At 72.9% G+C, this 17217-nt stretch carries 21 protein-coding genes; 10 read left to right on the forward strand and 11 right to left on the reverse strand.

Features of this window, described 5'->3' with window-relative positions; translation table 11 throughout:
- Positions 1-104: 104 nt before the first annotated feature.
- From ACWCHM_RS04520 to ACWCHM_RS04530, 3 genes are read left to right on the forward strand one after another with little or no spacing between them, the layout of a single operon-like run.
- Positions 105-953: an ABC transporter permease gene (locus tag ACWCHM_RS04520; RefSeq protein ID WP_454223013.1), complete on the forward strand. Its 849-nt coding sequence runs from the start codon at positions 105-107 to the stop codon at positions 951-953.
- The gene (locus ACWCHM_RS04525) at positions 946-1764 is read left to right on the forward strand and encodes an ABC transporter permease (protein WP_281895400.1); all 819 of its coding nucleotides are present in this window, start codon (positions 946-948) and stop codon (positions 1762-1764) included. Before ACWCHM_RS04520 ends, ACWCHM_RS04525 begins: the two co-directional genes overlap by 8 nt.
- Positions 1761-2741, forward strand: coding sequence for an ABC transporter ATP-binding protein (locus ACWCHM_RS04530; protein WP_281895403.1), 981 nt, complete (start codon positions 1761-1763; stop codon positions 2739-2741). Before ACWCHM_RS04525 ends, ACWCHM_RS04530 begins: the two co-directional genes overlap by 4 nt.
- A gap of 103 nt (positions 2742-2844) precedes the next feature.
- Here ACWCHM_RS04530 and ACWCHM_RS04535 read toward each other — a convergent pair whose 3' ends face one another.
- The 3 genes from ACWCHM_RS04535 to nadA all read right to left on the reverse strand — a co-directional run bounded on the left by ACWCHM_RS04535 (position 2845) and on the right by nadA (position 6361).
- Complete coding sequence (locus ACWCHM_RS04535; RefSeq protein ID WP_281895406.1) at positions 2845-3450, reverse strand: DUF3043 domain-containing protein; 606 nt, start codon at positions 3448-3450, stop codon at positions 2845-2847.
- Positions 3451-3568: 118 nt separating this feature from the next.
- Positions 3569-4924, reverse strand: coding sequence for a UDP-N-acetylglucosamine 1-carboxyvinyltransferase (gene murA / locus ACWCHM_RS04540; protein WP_204959363.1), 1356 nt, complete (start codon positions 4922-4924; stop codon positions 3569-3571).
- Between the two features lie 237 nt (positions 4925-5161).
- On the reverse strand, positions 5162-6361 hold the full coding sequence (nadA, locus tag ACWCHM_RS04545; RefSeq protein ID WP_454221578.1) for a quinolinate synthase NadA: 1200 nt from the start codon (positions 6359-6361) through the stop codon (positions 5162-5164).
- A 71-nt stretch (positions 6362-6432) separates the two neighbouring features.
- Here nadA and ACWCHM_RS04550 point away from each other — a divergent pair, with 71 nt between their 5' ends.
- The 4 genes from ACWCHM_RS04550 to ACWCHM_RS04565 all read left to right on the forward strand — a co-directional run bounded on the left by ACWCHM_RS04550 (position 6433) and on the right by ACWCHM_RS04565 (position 9718).
- A complete protein-coding gene (locus tag ACWCHM_RS04550; RefSeq protein ID WP_204959361.1) occupies positions 6433-7593 on the forward strand; it encodes a glycerate kinase family protein in 1161 nt (386 codons plus the stop codon).
- Between the two features lie 175 nt (positions 7594-7768).
- Positions 7769-8137: an iron-sulfur cluster insertion protein ErpA gene (erpA, locus tag ACWCHM_RS04555; protein WP_204959360.1), complete on the forward strand. Its 369-nt coding sequence runs from the start codon at positions 7769-7771 to the stop codon at positions 8135-8137.
- A gap of 106 nt (positions 8138-8243) precedes the next feature.
- Complete coding sequence (locus ACWCHM_RS04560; RefSeq protein WP_204959359.1) at positions 8244-9221, forward strand: carbohydrate kinase family protein; 978 nt, start codon at positions 8244-8246, stop codon at positions 9219-9221.
- Positions 9218-9718 carry an AAA family ATPase gene (locus tag ACWCHM_RS04565; RefSeq protein ID WP_454221579.1) on the forward strand — a complete coding sequence of 167 codons (501 nt, stop codon included), beginning with the start codon at positions 9218-9220 and terminating at the stop codon, positions 9716-9718. Before ACWCHM_RS04560 ends, ACWCHM_RS04565 begins: the two co-directional genes overlap by 4 nt.
- 141 nt (positions 9719-9859) lie before the next feature.
- Here the strand turns inward: ACWCHM_RS04565 and ACWCHM_RS04570 are convergent, their stop codons facing one another.
- Both ACWCHM_RS04570 and ACWCHM_RS04575 read right to left on the reverse strand, forming a co-directional pair.
- Positions 9860-10069, reverse strand: coding sequence for a DUF397 domain-containing protein (locus tag ACWCHM_RS04570; RefSeq protein ID WP_454221580.1), 210 nt, complete (start codon positions 10067-10069; stop codon positions 9860-9862).
- Positions 10070-10085: 16 nt separating this feature from the next.
- Positions 10086-10934 (reverse strand): helix-turn-helix domain-containing protein, encoded by an 849-nt coding sequence (locus tag ACWCHM_RS04575; RefSeq protein ID WP_363792291.1) that lies wholly within the window; start codon positions 10932-10934, stop codon positions 10086-10088.
- A 103-nt stretch (positions 10935-11037) separates the two neighbouring features.
- Here ACWCHM_RS04575 and ACWCHM_RS04580 point away from each other — a divergent pair, with 103 nt between their 5' ends.
- Positions 11038-11379 (forward strand): hypothetical protein, encoded by a 342-nt coding sequence (locus ACWCHM_RS04580; RefSeq protein WP_454221581.1) that lies wholly within the window; start codon positions 11038-11040, stop codon positions 11377-11379.
- A 72-nt stretch (positions 11380-11451) separates the two neighbouring features.
- On the opposite strand, the gene ACWCHM_RS04585 is transcribed toward ACWCHM_RS04580, so the two are convergent.
- Positions 11452-11667, reverse strand: coding sequence for a sulfurtransferase TusA family protein (locus ACWCHM_RS04585; protein WP_454223014.1), 216 nt, complete (start codon positions 11665-11667; stop codon positions 11452-11454).
- A gap of 191 nt (positions 11668-11858) precedes the next feature.
- A complete protein-coding gene (locus tag ACWCHM_RS04590) occupies positions 11859-13010 on the reverse strand; it encodes a cysteine desulfurase family protein (protein WP_454221582.1) in 1152 nt (383 codons plus the stop codon).
- A 171-nt stretch (positions 13011-13181) separates the two neighbouring features.
- On the opposite strand from ACWCHM_RS04590, the gene ctaC reads away from it, so the two are divergent.
- The gene (gene ctaC / locus ACWCHM_RS04595) at positions 13182-14153 is read left to right on the forward strand and encodes an aa3-type cytochrome oxidase subunit II (protein ID WP_204959353.1); all 972 of its coding nucleotides are present in this window, start codon (positions 13182-13184) and stop codon (positions 14151-14153) included.
- A 10-nt stretch (positions 14154-14163) separates the two neighbouring features.
- Positions 14164-14589: a cytochrome c oxidase subunit 4 gene (locus ACWCHM_RS04600; protein WP_204927841.1), complete on the forward strand. Its 426-nt coding sequence runs from the start codon at positions 14164-14166 to the stop codon at positions 14587-14589.
- A gap of 131 nt (positions 14590-14720) precedes the next feature.
- Here ACWCHM_RS04600 and ACWCHM_RS04605 read toward each other — a convergent pair whose 3' ends face one another.
- From ACWCHM_RS04605 to ACWCHM_RS04620, 4 genes are all read right to left on the reverse strand, one after another.
- Positions 14721-15131 carry a VOC family protein gene (locus tag ACWCHM_RS04605; protein WP_454221583.1) on the reverse strand — a complete coding sequence of 137 codons (411 nt, stop codon included), beginning with the start codon at positions 15129-15131 and terminating at the stop codon, positions 14721-14723.
- Between the two features lie 63 nt (positions 15132-15194).
- Positions 15195-15401, reverse strand: a complete 207-nt coding sequence (locus ACWCHM_RS04610; protein ID WP_204959351.1) for a hypothetical protein — start codon at positions 15399-15401, stop codon at positions 15195-15197.
- A gap of 254 nt (positions 15402-15655) precedes the next feature.
- Complete coding sequence (gene trpD, locus ACWCHM_RS04615) at positions 15656-16702, reverse strand: anthranilate phosphoribosyltransferase (protein ID WP_454221584.1); 1047 nt, start codon at positions 16700-16702, stop codon at positions 15656-15658.
- Between the two features lie 85 nt (positions 16703-16787).
- Positions 16788-17183 carry a hypothetical protein gene (locus tag ACWCHM_RS04620; protein ID WP_204959349.1) on the reverse strand — a complete coding sequence of 132 codons (396 nt, stop codon included), beginning with the start codon at positions 17181-17183 and terminating at the stop codon, positions 16788-16790.
- Between the last annotated feature and the right edge of the window lie 34 nt (positions 17184-17217).

Genomic DNA, 17217 nt, shown 5'->3' on the forward strand with positions numbered 1-17217 from the left:
CTCACGGCGGTGTCACCTCGTTGCAAATTGTCGTGCAGGGCGCCCCGGGATGCCGGTAAAGTCCCCCGTCCGGCATGGCGGGGCTGCGGAAGGAGGGTAACGGCGTGGGCTCGGTCACCGCCACTGCGGCACCGTCCACGAGCGCAAACGTTACCCGATGGTTCCGGACATTCGGGGCCATATCCCGGGCCGGTTTCCGGCGCTACTCCACCTACCGGCAGGCGGCCCTGGCCGGGGCCGTGACCAACACCGTGTTCGGCTTCCTGCACTGCGCGGTGCTGCTGGCCGCCGCCGGTGCCGGGAGCGTCGGCGGGTACGACAAGGCCCAGCTCGCCACGTTCGTGTGGGCGGGTCAGGGGCTGATCGCCGTGGTGCTGCTCTGGGGCTGGACCGACCTGGCCGACCGGATCCGTACCGGCGACGTGGCCGCCGACCTGCTCCGCCCGGTGCACCCGGTGACCAGCTATCTCGCCACCGACCTGGGCCGGGCCGGGTACGCCGCACTGGCCCGGCTGCTTCCGCCGGCCGTGGTGGGGCCGCTGTTCTTCGACGTCTACCTGCCGTCGCGGTGGCCGACGGTCGGGCTCTTCGTGGTCTCGGTGGTGACCGCCGTGGTGCTCTGTTTCGGCTGCCGGTTCCTGGTCAACGCCACCGCCTACTGGTGGCAGGACGCGCGGGGCCCGGTGCTGCTGTGGACCCTCGGTTCGGGGGTGCTGGCCGGGCTCTACTTCCCGCTGCGCTTCCTGCCCGACTGGCTGCAACTGGTGCTGTGGTGCGGCACGCCGTTCCCGAGCCTGCTGCAGACCCCGCTCGACGTGCTGGTGGAGCGGGACCCGCCGGCCGTCCAGGTCGGCCTGGTCGCGCTCCAGGTCGGCTGGGCGGTGCTGGTGCTGGCGGCCTGCCGGCTGGTGCAGCGGCGGGCCGAACGTCGCCTGGTGGTGCAGGGTGGTTGAGTCACGGGCCGGCGGGACGTTCGGGGCGTACCTGGCGTTGGCGGGGGCGCAGGCCCGTGCGCAGACCACCTACCGGGCGTCGTTCCTGCTCGACCTGGTGGGCAACGTCGGGGCCACCGTGTTCGACGTGGTGGCCGTCCTGGTGATCTACGGGGTGACCCGGGAGCTGGGCGGGTTCACGCTGCGCGAGACGCTGGTGATGGTGGGGCTGTCCTCCAGCGCCTTCGCGGTGGCGGACCTGCTGGTCGGCAACATCGAGCGGCTGCCCGCCCACGTGCGGACCGGCCTGTTCGACGCGGTGCTGCTGCGCCCGCTCGGCGCGCTGCCCCAGCTGCTGCTGATGAACCTGCCGCTGCGCAAGGTGTCCCGGGGCCTGTTCGGGGTGGGTGTGCTGGTGGTGGCGTTGACCTCGGCCGGGATCGACTGGACGCCGGCCCGGGTGGCGTTGGCGGTGCTCGCCCCGCTGGCCGGGGTGGTGTTCTTCGGGTCGCTCTTCGTGGCCACCGCCACCGTGTCGTTCTGGTGGGTCGACTCCGGTGAGCTGGCCAACTCGGTCACCTACGGCGGGCGGGACTTCACCACGTACCCGGTGACCGTCTTCGACGGGTGGTTCCGGGCCGCCTTCGCGTACGGCCTGGGGTTCGCCTTCGTCAGTTACCAGCCGGCGCTGGCGCTGCTGGGTCGCGCCGACCCGCTGGGCCTGCCGTCGTGGGCCGGCTGGGCGGCGCCGGGGGTGGCGCTGGTCGCCGTCGCGGTCGCGGCGGCGGCCTGGCGCACCGGCATCCGCCACTACCGGAGTACGGGGTCATGAGCGTCATCGAGCTGGACGGGCTGCGCAAGGAGTTCACGGTACGGGTGAAGGCGGGCCGGCTGCGTCGACAGAGGCGGACCGTCACCGCCGTGGACGGCATCGACCTGCGGGTGGAGCGGGGCGAGCTGCTCGGCTACATCGGCCCGAACGGGGCGGGCAAGTCGACCACCCTGAAGATGCTCACCGGGGTGCTGAGCCCGTCGGCGGGTCAGGCCCGGGTGTGCGGGCTGCGCCCGGTCGCCGACCGGACCCGGCTGGCGCTGCGGATCGGGGTGGTCTTCGGCCAGCGGTCCCAGCTCTGGTGGGACCTGCCGCTGGCCGACTCGTTCGACCTGCTGCGGCACCTCTACCGGGTACCGGCCGCCGCGCACGCCGCCCGGCTGCGCCGCTGCCGCGACCTGCTCGACCTGGACGACTTCCTGACCACCCCGGTCCGCCAGCTCTCGCTGGGGCAGCGGATGCGCGGCGAGTTGACCGCCGCGCTGCTGCACGACCCGCAGGTGCTCTTCCTCGACGAACCGACGATCGGGTTGGACGTGGTGAGCAAGCAGGCGGTGCGGGGGTTCCTCGCCGAGCTGGGCCGGGCCGGCGACACCACGCTGGTCCTCACCACCCACGACCTCGCCGACATCGAGCGGCTCTGCGCCCGGCTGGTGGTGGTCGACCACGGCCGGGTGGTGCACGACGGGTCCATCGCCGCCCTGCACGCCCGGTACGGCTCCCGTCGGCTCGTCGTCGCCGACCTGGACGCCCCGCTGGCGGTCCCGCCGCAGCCGGCGGGGGCGGCGCTGCACCGGGTCGAGGCGGACGGACACCGGCTGGTCTACGCCCTGGAGTCGGCGGGGGTGGCGGAGGTGATCTCCGCGTTGGCCGGGGTGGCCGCGCTGCGGGACCTCTCGATCGTCGAACCGGACATCGAGGACGTGGTGGCCCGGCTCTACCGCAGCCCGGCCCCCGACCCGCGTCGCCCGGCCTGACCGGGTCCTCTCCCGCTCCGCCGTCCGGTCCCGCCGGACGCGACGAGGCCGGCCGGACGCGACGACGGCCCCGCCACCGGGCGGGGCCGTCGGGAGACGTCGGTCAGATCGGGTCGCCGATGTTCACCCGGGGGGCCGGCGCGCGCATCCGGCGGAAGGTGATCGACCGCATGATCGCGTAGAGGTAGAGCGACCCCATCCGCTCGCCGCTGTTGGGGTGGCGCTCCCGCACCAGCTTCTTGATCCGCCGGGAGATCAGCACCGAGTCGATCACCACGCCGAGCGCGAGCGCGCCCCACACCACGTTGGAGGCGAGCCGGATCGCCTGCGGCATCGCCGCGTTCGACCCGATCAGCACGATCAACGCGCCGCCGAAGAACCAGGTGCCGATGGTCCGCCGGGAGTCGACCACGTTGCGGGCCAGCAGCCGTTCCGGCCCCCGGTCCCGGGGGCCGCCCTCGCGGCGGAACTCGGCGGCGGCCTCGGTGCGCGCCTTGCGGCGCTGCTCCCGGGCCTCCTCCTTGGTCAGCGGCCGGGTCGGGCCGGCCGGCCGACGACCGGCGACCGGCCGTTTCGGGGTTTCGACGCCCAGTTCCTTCTTGCTCGGGGTGTAGCCCCGGGGGCGCGCGGCGGGTGGCTCCTCGGTCACCACCGGGGCGGTGGCGGAGGAGTCGGAGTCGGCGGACTTGCGGCGAAACAGCGACGGCACGAGGTGAAGGGTAGCCATACGACGGCGCCCGGTGCACATCACGGTGCACCGGGCGCTCGGTGGAGCGGGTCGGCCGGGCCGACGGGCAGCGGTCGGACCGGCCGCGGAACGCGTGTGGTTACGGCCGCTCGACGTGCGCGCCGAGGTTGGCCAGCTTGGCCTCGAAGTCCTCGTAGCCCCGGTTGATCAGGTCGACGCCGTACACCCGGGAGGTGCCCTCGGCGGCGAGCGCCGCGATCAGGTGGCTGAACCCGGCCCGCAGGTCCGGGATGACCAGGTCGGCGGCGTGCAGCTTGCTCGGGCCGGCGATCACCGCGGAGTGCTTGAAGTTGCGCCTGCCGAACCGGCACGGGGTGCCACCGAGGCAGTCCCGGTAGACCTGGATGTTGGCACCCATGGAGTTCAGCGCCTCGGTGTAGCCCAGCCGCTGCTCGTAGACCGTCTCGTGGACGATCGACAGGCCCCGGGCCTGGGTCAGCGCCACCACGAGGGGCTGCTGCCAGTCGGTCATGAACCCGGGGTGCACGTCGGTCTCCAGCGCCACCGCGTTCAGCTCGCCGCCCGGGTGCCAGAAGCGGATGCCGCCCTCCTGGCCCGGGTCGCCGAGCTTCGGCGGGCGGGCGTCGGTGACCTCGTACTCGCCGCCGACGGAGCGGAAGATGTTGAGGAAGGTCATCATGTCGGCCTGCTGCGCGCCGAGCACCTCGACGTGGCCCCGGGTGGCCAGCGCCGCCGCCGCCCAGCTCGCCGCCTCGATCCGGTCCGGGATCGGCCGGTGGGTGTAGCCGTGCAGCTTCTTGACGCCCTGGATCTCGATCACCCGGTCGGTGTGCACCTTGATGATCGCGCCCATCTTCTGCAGGATGCAGATCAGGTCGATGATCTCGGGCTCGACGGCGGCGTTGCGCAGCTCGGTGACGCCCTCGGCCATCACCGCGGTCAGCAGCACCTGCTCGGTCGCGCCGACGCTCGGGTACGGCAGGGCGAACTTGGTGCCGTGCAGCCCGTTCGGCGCGGACAGGTGCAGACCCTCGGGGGTCTTGTCGACAGTCGCGCCGAACTCGCGCAGCGCCTGCAGGTGGAAGTCGATCGGGCGGGGGCCGATGTGGCAGCCGCCCAGGTCGGGGATGAAGGCGTGGCCGAGGCGGTGCAGCAGCGGGCCGCAGAACAGGATCGGGATCCGGCTGGATCCGGCGTGCACGTTGATCTGGTCGGTGCTGGCGCTCTCGACGTTGGACGGGTCGAAGACCAACTCGCCGTCCTCGACGCCGTCGGTCACCTTCACCCCGTGCAGGCCGAGCAGCCCGCGGACCACCTCGACGTCACGGATCTTGGGAACGTCGAAGAGCCGGCTGGGCGAGTCGCCCAGCAGGGCCGCGACCATCGCCTTGGAGACCAGGTTCTTCGCGCCGCGCACGCGGATCCGCCCTTCGAGCGGAGTACCTCCGTGTACGACCAGGACGTCGTCCGTCAACGCAAACCTCCAGCGCGTCGGGTGGTGCGGGGTGAGTCGATGGTGGGGCATGCTGTCCAGCTGTCCGGTACGAGCTGTGCAGCTACCCGGAACGGGGCCGGCCCAAAACGGTCCCCGTGGTACGTCGCCCCGGCAGCATAGCCCTCCGTGACGAATTGGGAATTGGTCACCGCACCGGTACGGGAACGAACCGGGGATTCCGGCACGTTTCCGTACCTCGACGGTGACTTCGGGTGATCAGGTGGTGGCCGGCGGCGGGGTGTCGGCACCCGGCAACGCGAGCATCTGGTCCAGCGCCACCCGGGCGTGGTGCGCGGTGTCCGGATCGACGGTGATCTGATTGACGACCCGGCCGGCGACCAGCTCCTCCAGCGCCCAGACCAGGTGCGGCAGGTCGATCCGGTTCATCGTGGAGCAGTAGCAGACCGCCTTGTCCAGGAACATGATCTGCTTGTCCGGGTGGGCCAGCGCCAGCCGGCGGACCAGGTTCAGCTCGGTGCCGACCGCCCACGCCGACCCGGCCGGGGCCGCCTCGATCGCCTTGATGATGTACTCCGTGGAGCCGACCTGGTCGGCGGCGGTGACCACCTCGTGCCGGCACTCGGGGTGCACCAGCACGGTGACCCCGGGCACCCGGGCCCGGACGTCGTTCACGCTGTCCAGGGTGAACCGGCCGTGCACCGAGCAGTGCCCCCGCCACAGGATCATCTTCGCGTCGCGGACCTGCTCGGCGGTGAGCCCGCCGTTCGGCTTGTGCGGGTCGTAGAGCACGCAGTCGTCGAGCGAGTAGCCCAGCTCCAGCACCGCGGTGTTGCGGCCCAGGTGCTGGTCGGGCAGGAACAGCACCTTCGAACCCTGGGCGTAGGCCCAGTCCAGCGCCCGCTTGGCGTTCGACGAGGTGCAGACCACCCCGCCGTTACGGCCGACGAAACCCTTGATGTCCGCCGAGGAGTTCATGTACGTCACCGGGACGGTGTCCGCCGCGACACCCAGGTCGGTCAGCACCTCCCAGGCCCGCTCGACCTGCGACAGCACCGCCATGTCGGCCATCGAGCAGCCGGCGGCCAGGTCGGGCAGGATCACCCGTTGCGCGTCGGTGGTGAGGATGTCCGCGCTCTCGGCCATGAAGTGCACGCCGCAGAAGACGATGTACTCCGCGTCGGGCCGGGCCGCGGCCTCCCGCGCCAGCTTGAACGAGTCGCCGGTGACGTCGGCGAACTGGATCACCTCGTCGCGCTGGTAGTGGTGGCCGAGGACGAACACCTTCGTGCCCAGCGCGGCCTTCGCCGCCGTCGCCCGGGCCACCAGGTCCGGGTCGCTCGGCGCCGGCAGGTCTCCCGGACACTCCACGCCACGCTCGGTGGCGGGGTCGCTGCCACGGCCGAGGAGCAGCAGCGCGGTCGCCGTGTTGGAGGGTTCCACCCAGGTCGAAGTCACGTCCTCATGGTCCCACAACGGGCCGTTCGCACGACCGCTGCCGGTGTGGGCTGCCACACTGCTGCGCGCCGATGTGGCCTGCCACACTCGGGGGCATGCGCGTGCTGCTCTGCCCGGACAAGTTCGCCGGCACCATCGAGGCCCCCGAGGTGGCGGCGGCCGTCGCCGCCGGTTGGCGCGAGGTGGCCGACGCGGACGAGCTGCTGATCCGTCCCCTCGCCGACGGCGGGCCGGGCTTCGTCACGGTGCTCGCGGGCGCGCTCGACGGCCGCCGGGTGCCGGTGCCGACCGTCGACCCGCTGGGCCGGCCCGTCTCCGGTGAGATCCTGCTCACCGCCGACGGCGTCGGCTACCTGGAGAGCGCCCAGGCGTGCGGGCTGCACCTGCTGTCCGCCGCCGAACGCGACCCGAAGGCCACCACCTCGTACGGCCTCGGCGCGCTGGTCGCCGCCGCCGTCGAGCACGGGGCCCGCACGGTGGTGGTCGGGCTGGGTGGTTCCGGCACCAACGACGGCGGAGCCGGCCTGTTCGCCGCGCTCGGCGCGACCCCGCTCGACGACGCCGGCCGGGCCCTGCCGTACGGCGGGGCGGCGCTGACCGCCGTCGCGGCCCTCGACGGCGTCCCCCGGCTGCGCGGCGCGACCCTGGTCGCCGCCACCGACGTGGACAACCCGCTGCTCGGCCTGCACGGCGCGAGCAGCGTCTACGGCCCGCAGAAGGGCGCCGACCGGGCCGACGTGCTGCTGCTCGACGCCGCGTTGGAGCGCTGGGCGGCGGTGCTGGAACGGGACCTGCCCGGCTGCCCGCCCGGCCTGGGCACGCTGCCCGGGGGCGGTGCGGCCGGCGGCCTCGGCGCGGCGATCCTCGCCCTCGGTGGGCGCTGCGAATCCGGCATCGACCTGGTCGGCCGGGCGATCGGGCTGGAGGCCGCGCTTGACGACTGCGATCTGGTGATCACCGGAGAGGGTTCGTTCGACCACCAGTCGCTGCGCGGCAAGGTGGTCGCCGGGGTGGCGGGCGCGGCCCGCGACCGGGGGGTGCCCTGCGTGGTGCTGGCGGGGCGGGTGAGCACCGGCCGACGGGAGGCCGCCTCCGCCGGGGTGACCGAGGCGTACAGCCTGGTGGAGCACTTCGGCGGCGAGGAACGCGGCGGGCTGGCGGCGGCGATGGGCCGGCCCGCCGAGGGGCTGCGGGCGCTCGGCGCGCGGCTGGCCCGGCAGTGGAGCCGCTGAGCTGCCGGGGCGGATCCGGCCGGTTCCGGGGGCGGCCGCCGGGCGGCGATCGCGCCGCCCGGGTGGACGCCGCCGGGGCGGCGTACGATCGGAGCTGGACCACACCGGGAATCACTGGGCGACACGTGCTGTTGGCCAGGGTGTCCGGACCCATACCGCGCAGGGAGATTTCCACGTGACCACGCCAGCGCAGACCGACCCGACCGAGGCCCAGGCCCCCACTTCCGTCGTCCTCACCGACGTCGCGGCGCAGAAGGTCAAGGCCCTGATCGAGCAGGAGGGCCGCGACGACCTGCGGCTGCGGGTCGCGGTGCAGCCGGGTGGCTGCTCCGGCCTGCGGTACCAGCTCTTCTTCGACGAGCGTTCGCTCGACGGTGACGTCGTCACCGACTTCGACGGGGTCGAGGTCGTCGTCGACCGGATGAGCGCCCCCTACCTGGCCGGGGCGACCATCGACTTCGCCGACCGGATCGACGCCCAGGGCTTCACCATCGACAACCCGAACGCGGGCAGCTCCTGCGCCTGCGGCGACTCGTTCAGCTGAGTCCAGGTCCGTCCGAGGGGGCCGTCCCGCGCCGGGACGGCCCCCTCGTCGTCCCGCCCGGACCGGTAGGCTGACCCGCGCCCTGCTCCCGACCCCGAGGGTTGACATGAAGATCGCCGTGACCGGCTCGATCGCGACCGACCACCTGATGAGCTTCCCGGGTCGCTTCGCCGACCAGCTCATCGCCGACCAGCTGCACAAGGTGTCGCTCTCCTTCCTGGTGGACGACCTGGTGCTGCGGCGGGGCGGGGTGGCCGCCAACATCGCCTTCGGCATGGGGCAGCTCGGGCTGCGTCCGGTCCTGCTCGGCGCGGTCGGTGCCGACTTCGCCGACTACCGCTCCTGGCTGGAGCGGCACGGCGTGGACTGTGACTCGGTGCACGTCAGTGAGGTGGCGCACACCGCCCGCTTCGTCTGCACCACCGACACCGACATGTGCCAGATCGCCTCGTTCTACGCCGGCGCGATGAGCGAGGCCCGCAACATCGAGCTGGGTCCCGTCGCGGACCGGCTCGGCGGCCTCGACCTGGTCCTGGTCAGCGCCAACGACCCGGAGGCGATGATCCGGCACTCGGCCGAGTGCCGGGACCGGGGCTACCCCTTCGTCGCCGACCCGTCCCAGCAGCTCGCCCGGATGGACGGCGACGACGTGGTCTCGCTGATCGACGACGCCGAGTACCTGATGACCAACGACTACGAGAAGTCGCTGTTGCAGAGCAAGGCCGGCCTGACCGACGCCCAGCTCCTGGAGCGGGTGAAGGTGCGGGTCACCACCCTCGGCAAGGACGGCGTCGAGATCGCCACCCGGGACGCTGAGCCGTTCCGGGTGCCGATCGCCCGGGAGATCCGGGCCGTCGACCCGACCGGTGTCGGCGACGGTTTCCGGGCCGGTTTCTTCGCCGCCCTGTCCTGGGGGCTCGGCCTGGAACGCGCCGCCCAGGTCGGTTCGCTGCTGGCCACCCTGGTGCTGGAGACCGTCGGCACCCAGGAGTACGAGGTGCGCCGCGACCTGTTCGTCAAGCGGATCGCCGAGTCGTACGGGGACGACGCCGCCGAGGATGTCCGACCGCACCTGGTGCCATGACGCAGATGCTTGTCGTGTTCGCCGGCCTGCCGGGGGTGGGTAAGAGCACCCTCGCCGGGCAGGTCGGCGTGGCACTGGGCGCGACAGTGCTGGCGGTCGACCCGATCGAGCGGGCGCTGGCCCGGCACGGGCTGACCGGCCCCGGGGCGGGCCAGGCCGGCTACGACGCGCTGGCCGGGCTGGTCGAGGTGCAGCTGGGGCTGGGCGCGAGCGTGGTGGTCGACGCGGCCAACCCCGCAGCCGGCACCCGGGAGCTCTGGTTCGAGCTGGCCGAACGCGCCGGGGTGCCGCTGCAGCTGATCGAGGTGTACTGCGGCGACGAGGCGGAACTGCGCCGCCGGGTCGAGGCCCGGCACACGGCCGACCCGCTCGCCCCGACCTGGGAGCAGACCCGGCAGCGCGGCACGGGGTACGAACCGCTGATCGGCCCCCGCCTGGTGGTCGACACCACCATCCCGATCGACCCGCTCCCGGCGATCCTCCGCTACCTCACCTGATCCCGGCCCTCCTGGCGGTCCCGGTCCGGGCACCTGGCGGTCCCGGTCCGGGCACCTGGCGTGCGGCCGGTTCGGGCACCTGGCGTGCGGCCGGTTCGGCTGGCGGCCGGTTTCGGGGAAGGCGGCCCGAGCCGGGCGGGGTCAGCCGGCGTGACCGGGGGAGCGGGTCGGGGTGGCGGCGACGAACGCCGCCCACTGACGGGCGGGGAAGGTCAGCACCGGGCCGGACCGGTCCTTGCTGTCCCGCACCGCCACCCCGTCGGGCAGGACGGCACACTCGACGCAGTCGCCGTTGTTGGTGCTGCGGCTGCTGGTGAACCAGCGGGCGGTGGTGGGGTCGGGGGTGCGCACGGTGGCCTCCGGGGGGTCAGGCCGCGCCGGCCAACTCCCTGATCAGCGCGCGTGACTCGGCGGGCGAGAGGGCGACCTGGCGCAGGTTGTCTGCCACCATGCTATAGGTGCGGACCCCGTCCGGGTCCTGCACGTACATCGCCCCGTCCAGTACCTCGGTGTAGGCGATCGGGCGGACGTTGGCGAAGTCCAGCAGGACGAATTTGCCGATCGCACCGGCGGCGTGCGGGCCGTCCTCGGGGCGGAGCACCTGCACGGTGACGTTCGGCAGCTCGGACATGGTGGCCAGGTGGGCGAGCTGGGCCCGTCGGGTCTCGTCGCCGTTGACCCGTAGTCGCAGCGCCGCCTCGCCGATCACCGCGTGCAGGGTGAGCGGGTCGTCGTCGGTGAGCCGCCGGGCCCGGGTCTGCCGGAACGACACGAAGCGCTCGGCGTGGTCGGGGCGGACGAACCCGGTGCCCAGGGTCAGCGCCTGGGCGTACTCCTCGGTCTGGAGCAGACCGGGGATGACCATCGACTCGAACACGAACGCCCCGTCGGCCAGCCCTTCCAGCCCGACGTACGTCTTGAACCAGTCCGGCATCACCGCGGCCCAGGGTGCCCACCAGGTCTTGGCGTCGGAGCGGCCGGCCAGCGTGGTCAGCCGGTCGATCGCGGGCTGGTCGGCCCCGCAGGCGCGGAGCACGGCGGCGATGTCCTCGGGAAACTGCTGGTAACGGCCGGTCTCCATGTGGCCGAGCTTCGGCTTGCCGATGCCGGTGCTGGCCGACAGCTCGGTCAGCGTCATCGGTGCTTCGCGGCGGTACCGACCCAGCTCGGCACCGATCAGCCAACGCAGCGCCGAAGGATCTGTTCGCCTGCCCATGTATCGCCTCCACCATGTGTACCGACGAGAACATCATGCCGTCGAGTCTTCCGAAGAGCAAGGATAGAAGCTATACGTATAGCAACGACTCTTGGAGGTGCTCATGCCTGACCCCGCGCCGCTCGGCACGCCCGAGGAGTTCCACCTGATGCTCGTCGACCTCGCGAACGAGTTCGCCCCACGCCGGTTCGCGCTCTGCGAGGAGTACGGCGACCGCCTCGACGGCGCGGTCTTCGCCTGGGGCCTGGCCTTCCCCGACAGCGCCCTGCTGCGCCACGACGGGAGAACGTCGACCGGGCACTTCGCCACCGCCGAGAGCGCGTTGCGCCTCTTCACCCGCACCGGCCGCCGCCTCCACCTGATCTGGATCGACACCCCCACCCCCACCCCCACCACCCCCGCTTCTGTCGATCATGGAGTTGTGGTGCCTTCGAACCGGCAGTAATGCCGCAGATCGGCCACCACAACTCCATGATCGACGGAGCGGGTGGGTGGGGTGGGGCGGGGTGGGGTGGGGTTAGTGGGTGCGGCGTACTTCGTAGCCTGGGCCCTCGGGGAGGGTGGTGACGAACTCGTGGGCGCGCATGCGGCACCAGGCGGGGATGTCGACGGCGGCGGCCGGGTCGTCGGCGAGGACCCGTAGCACCGCGCCGACGGGCAGCTTGGGTAGCCGGCGGGCCAGCGCGATCACCGGCAGCGGGCAGCGCTGCCCCCGACAGTCCAGCACCTCCACCGGCCCAGCCCCGCCGCCGCTGGCCCGGGCCCACCGGCCCACCGGCCCGGCCCCGTCGTTGCTGGCCCCGGTCGGGCGGCCCACCGGCCCGGCCCCGTCGTCGCCCGTCCTGGTCGGCGGGCGGGTCGGGTCGGGCGGGGTGGTCACCGGCCCGTCGCCGGCCGGCCCGGTGGGGAGGTCGTCCGGCCCGGTCACAGGCCCACCACGCCGGCGTCGGCGCGCAGCTCGGCGACGATCCCGGGCAGCTCGGCGAGGAACCGCTCGACGTCCGCCCCGGTGGTCTCCCGGTGCAGCGAGACCCGGACGTTGCCGTGCGACAGCACCCCCATCGCCTCCAGCACGTGCGACGGGCGCAGCGTGGAGGAGGTGCAGGAGGAACCGGAGGAGACGGCGAAGCCGCGCCGGTCCAGCGCGTGCAGCAGCACCTCGCCGTCGACGTACAGGCAGGAGAACGTCACCAGGTGGGGGAGCCGGTCGACCGGGTCGCCGACCACCTCCACGTCCGGCACCTCGGCGGCGACCCGGGACCGGATCAGGTCCACCAGGGGCGTCAGCCTCGCCGCCTCGGCCGCCGCGTCGGCCGCCGCCGCGCGCAGGCTCGCCGCCGCCGCCACCACCGCCGGCAGGTTCACCACCCCGGGGGTACGCCCGAACTCCCGTTCGTCGGCCGGCCACGGCGACTCCCAGCGGGTGCCCTTGCGGACCACCAGCAGCCCGACCCCGGGCGGACCGCCCCACTTGTGCGCGCTGGCGGTCAGCACCGACCAGCCGGCGGGCACCGGCACCCGGCCCACCAACTGGGCCGCGTCGACGTACAGCGGCACCCCGGCGGCGGTGCAGGACTCGGCGGCCACGGCGACCGGCTGCACGGTGCCCACCTCGTGGCTGGCCCCGATCAACGCCGCCAGCGCCACCCCGGGGGAGTGCACCGCCGCCGACCAGGCATCCAGGTCGAGCCGGCCGAGCCGGTCCACCGGTACGGAGGTGGCGGTCCCACCGGCCGCGACGTGCCGCTGCGCGGCGTGCAGCACCGCCGAGTGTTCGATCGCCGAGTGCACCAGCGTCGCCCCGGTCCGCTGCCGGCCGACCAGGCCACCGAGCACGGCGGAGTGCGCGGCGTGCGTACCGCTGGGGGTGAAGGAGACCTCGTCGGGGCGGACGCCGAGGGTGGCGGCGGTGGCCTCGCGGGCGGCGTCGAGGAGCTGGCCGGCGCGGCGGGCCCGGCTGTAGAGGCGGGCGGGGTCGGCCCAGCCGTCGTCGAGGGCGGCCAGCAGCGCCTGCCGGGCGACCGGGTGCAGCGGCGCGGCGGTGGCCGCGTCCAGGTAGACCGGGTGGGCACTCACGACCGCAGACGCTATCGCGTCGGGGACGGAGGCACCCCCCCGATGGGGGCGGACACTGACCCCAAGACCGTCGAGCCCGCCATGGTCGAGTAATCTGCGACCGTCGGTGACGCCTTTGCCGTCGGTGCTGATGGAAAGCCCCACCGCGGCGCGCTAGGGAGGCAGGACCAGGTGGTCGCAAGGAGTTCGGAGGTACGGCCGTCGGCCGTACGGCACGGTGCTTCCCCCGGAGCCGGTGTGCGTCGGCGGCGTGGTGCTGGCCGGCTCGCCGGGCTCGGTCTCGGCGGAGCTGCGCTGCTGGTTCTGCTCACCGGGTGTGACGTCGGCCGCTCGGTCGACGGCTTCGGCTGGCCGCAGGGCGGCATCACCCCCGAGTCGCACCGGATGTACGACCTGTGGATCGCCTCCTGCATCGCCGCCCTGGCGGTCGGTGTCTTCGTCTGGGGCCTGATCTTCTGGTGCGTCGTGCGTTACCGCAAGCGCGGCAACGAGCTGCCGGTGCAGACCCGCTACAACCTGCCGATGGAGTTCCTCTACACCATCGCACCGATCCTGATCGTCTCCGTGCTGTTCTACTACACGGCCGTGGTGCAGACCGACGTGGTGCGCACGACGAAGAACCCCGACGTCACCGTCGAGGTCGTCGCCTTCAAGTGGAACTGGCAGTTCAACTACCGCGACGGCCAGGGCACCGAGGCCAACACCGTGGCATCGGTGCTGGGCACCAGCGAGGTCATTCCGGTGCTGGTGCTGCCGACCGACCGGTCCATCCGGTTCGAGGAGACCAGCCGCGACGTCATCCACTCCTTCTGGGTGCCGGAGCTGCTGTTCAAGCGGGACGTGATGCCCGGCAAGATCCGTAACGTGTTCGAGGTCTCCAAGCTGGAGTCCGAGGGCGCGTACGTGGGCCGCTGCGCCGAGCTGTGCGGCAGCTACCACGCCTTCATGAACTTCGAGCTGCGGGTGGTCTCGCCGGAGGCGTACGACCAGTTCCTCGCGGCCAAGCGGGACGGCAAGTCGACGCAGGAGGCGCTGACCGCCATCGGCCAGGATCCGTACGCGACGACCACACAGCCGTTCGACACCCGTCGTACGAAGGACAACTTCAACCCGGACGACGCGTCCGCGAGCGCGGGAAACTGAGGTATCCGGCATGAAGACCGAGTGGCGTATCTTCCTGATCATCGCCGTGTTCCTGCTCGGCGCGACGGCCCTCTACGGCGCGTGGACCTACGGCGACGGCGGCCAGGTCGAGTGGGTCGGCACGGTGGCGCTGTTGCTGTCCTTCCTGCTCTGCGCGATGTGCGGCGGCTTCTTCTGGTTCGTCTCCCGCCGTATCGACCTGCGCCCGGAGGACCGGCCGGACGGTGAGATCGCCGACGGCGCGGGCGAGATCGGCTTCTTCAGCCCCGGCAGCTACTGGCCGTTCGGGCTGGCACTGGCCGCCGCGGTCGCCGGTCTGGGCCTGGTGTTCTGGCAGTTCTGGCTGCTCGGGCTGGGCCTGGTGATGGTCATCTTCGCCGCCTGCGGCCTGCTCTTCGAGTACTACTCCGGCACCCGGCGCACCGCCGAGCACTGACCTGACGACGACGGGCCCGCCGCTCCCTACCCGGGAGGCGGGCCCGTCGTCGTCAGGTGATCGACTCCGGCGGGCCGGAGTCGCGGTATCCCGGCGGGCCTGATGCCGCTGTTTCGGCCCGGTTGGGTGGATCAGGCCGGCTCGAGCCAGACGGGTCCCTGGTCGGTCCAGGTGACGCCCCGGTTGCGGCAGAGGCAGAAGGGGTGACCGACGGGGTCGGTGTAGACCCGCCATCCGTAGCCGTCGGGGCCGACGAAGTCCTGCGCCAGCGTCGCGCCGAGGGTCAGGACACGACGCTGCTCGGCCTCGATGTCGTCGACTTCGAAGTCGAGGTGGAACTGTTTGGGGTGTGCGCCGTCGGGCCACTGCGGGGCGCGGTAGTCCGCCACCCTGATGAAGGCCAGCTCGATCTCGCCGAACCGGATGCCGGCCCACTCCTCGTCGCTGCCCGCCTTGACCGGGCGACCCGTCACCGCGGCATAGAAGTCCGCCAGCTTTATCGTGTCCGGGCAGTCGATGATGAAATCCGTGAGTCGGAGCATCAGGTGATCCTGCCATGCCGCCCAGCGGGACGGAGCCCGCGACGGGACCGGGAGCCGCAGGGGTCAGGCCGCGTGACGACCGGCCGACGGGCGGCGGCGACGGTCGGCCAGGCGGGTGGGCTGGAAGGCGAAGGTCGCGATCAGCACCGCCGCCCCGCAGCCGGTGCAGGCCAGCTCGGGGCAGTCGACGCCGTGACCGTCGGGGCACGGCGGTGTCTCGAACGGCTGAACGCCCTCGCAGGTGTCGCAGTAGAGCTCGCGGTCCGACACGGGCGTCTCCTCTCGCTCCGGAAGCCGCCGATGGCCATCGCCGCCATCACCGGAAACGGAAAACTACTCCGATGTAGTTTCCCACGCCCCTCCGACAGTTCCCCGCCACCCCACCAGCCCGTCACCTCGACGTTCCGCGCGTCACGCCGCCCGCCCGCGTCACGCGGGCAGGGTGCCACCCCGCGTGACGCGCCGACCGGGCCGGCCGGTCCGCCGTTGCGGAGGCGGTCGGGAGTCAGCGGGACGGGAGAGGGTCAGAGGGACCGGGCGACGTCGACCCAGCGGTCCAGGACGGCCGCCGCCGCCCCCGAGTCGACGGACTCGGCGGCCCGGGCCATGCCGGCGCGGACCGCCTCGGTGAGGTCACCGTCCAGCGGGGTCTGGGTGGCCAGCGCGACGGCCGCGTTGACCAGGACCGCGTCGCGGACCGGACCGGCCTCGCCGGCCAGCAGTCGCCGGGCCACGGCGGCATTGTGCGCCGCGTCGCCGCCCCGCAGGTCGGCCAGGGTGGACCGGGGTACCCCGAGGTCGGCCGCGTCCAGCAGCGCCTCCCGTACGGTGCCGTGCTGGGCCACCCAGACCCGGGTCGGCGCGGCGGTGGTGAACTCGTCCAGGCCGTCCTCGCCGCGCATCACGATCACCGAGTCGCCTCGGCCGGCGAAGACCTCGGCCATCACCGGGGCCATCCGGGCGTCGAAGCAGCCGACCGCCCCGGCGTGCGGCCGGGCCGGGTTGGTCAGCGGGCCGAGGAAGTTGAACGCGGTCGGCACGCCGATCTCCCGCCGGACCGGGCCGGCGTGACGCATCCCGGGGTGGAACCGGGCCGCGAAGCAGAAGGCGATCCCCGCCTCGGCCACGCACCGGGCCACCTGCTCCGGGCCGAGATCCAGCGGTACGCCGAAGAACTCCAGCAGGTCGGCGGTGCCGCACAGGGACGAGGCGGCCCGGTTGCCGTGTTTGACCACCCGGACCCCGGCCCCGGCCACCACCAACGCGGTCATCGTCGAGATGTTGACCGTGTGGGCGAGGTCACCGCCGGTGCCCACCACGTCGACCGCGGTGCGCCGCAGCTCCTCCGGCAGCGTCACCGGCACCGCGTTGCCGAGCATCGCCTCGACCAGGCCGGCCAGCTCGGCCGGGGTCTCGCCCTTCGCCCGCAGCGCGACCGCGAACCCGGCGATCTGTGCCGGTACGGCGGCACCGGCCATGATCTCGTTCATCGCCCAGGCGGTGTCGGCGGTGGACAGCTCGTCGCCACGCAGCAGCGCGTTGAGCAGGTGCGGCCAGGTCCGATCGCCCATGGTGGGCCTCCCGAGCGGGCGTGGGTGCGGGTGGACGGGTGCGCCCGTCACCCCGGGCGCCTGGGCGCCGCCGAGTGTCTGCGACTCAGGCGGCGGCGTGCGTACGCAGCAGCTCGGCGACCGTGGTGCCGGTGGTCACCGGGTCGAGCGGGTGCATCAGCACGCCGTCGACCTGCGCGTACGAGGCGAGCCATCGGTCGGCGGCCCGGGCGATGACCACGCACGTGGGCGGTGCGTCGTCCCGGTCGTCCTTGATCTGGCGGGCGATGCCGATGCCGCCGCCGGGGCTGGCTTCGCCGTCGAGCAGCATCAGGTCGATCTCGTAGTCGTCGACCAGCCGGACGCAGCCGAAGTAGTCGGACGCCTCGACGAACTCGATCTGGATGCCCGGCGCGGGACGGGTGCCGACGGCCAGCCGCATCCGGTCGCGGACCTGCTGGTCGTCGCTGTAGAGCAGGACGGTGCAGAGACGCTCGCTCATGCCGACACTCCGCTTCGCTCCGTGCCGTGATGAG

The sequence above is a fragment of the Micromonospora sp. SCSIO 07396 genome (assembly GCF_053667945.1).